Source organism: Acetobacter sp. DmW_043, from assembly GCF_002153485.1.
Taxonomy (GTDB): domain Bacteria; phylum Pseudomonadota; class Alphaproteobacteria; order Acetobacterales; family Acetobacteraceae; genus Acetobacter; species Acetobacter thailandicus.
Genome location: NZ_JOMN01000100.1, coordinates 1 through 287 on the forward strand (window position 1 = coordinate 1; position 287 = coordinate 287).

Consider the following 287-nt stretch of genomic DNA (forward strand, 5'->3'; position numbering starts at 1 on the left):
TTTTTAACAAACTTACCAGCCAGCTCACGCAGGCCAATAAATTTACGGGATGAGATAAGGCGCGACAGATAGCCTGACATCGCGCCGACAGGCGGTGCGATCGACATTTCGTTGTCGTTGAGTACAACAATCAGGCGTTCAGCACCAGGGCCGGCTTCAGCTGCGTTGTTCATGGCTTCGTAGGCCATGCCGGCTGAAATTGAACCATCACCGATCACGGCAATGACATTGCGCTCTTTGTAGGAGGGGTCTTCCTCAGCGCGCAGATGGTGGGCCACAGCCATGCC

General features: G+C 54.7%; 1 protein-coding gene. It reads right to left on the bottom strand.

The window, feature by feature from the left end; genetic code table 11:
* Window positions 1-287, bottom strand: a 287-nt coding sequence (locus HK11_RS11905; RefSeq protein WP_304528683.1) for a 1-deoxy-D-xylulose-5-phosphate synthase N-terminal domain-containing protein, incomplete at both ends; no start/stop codon positions are given.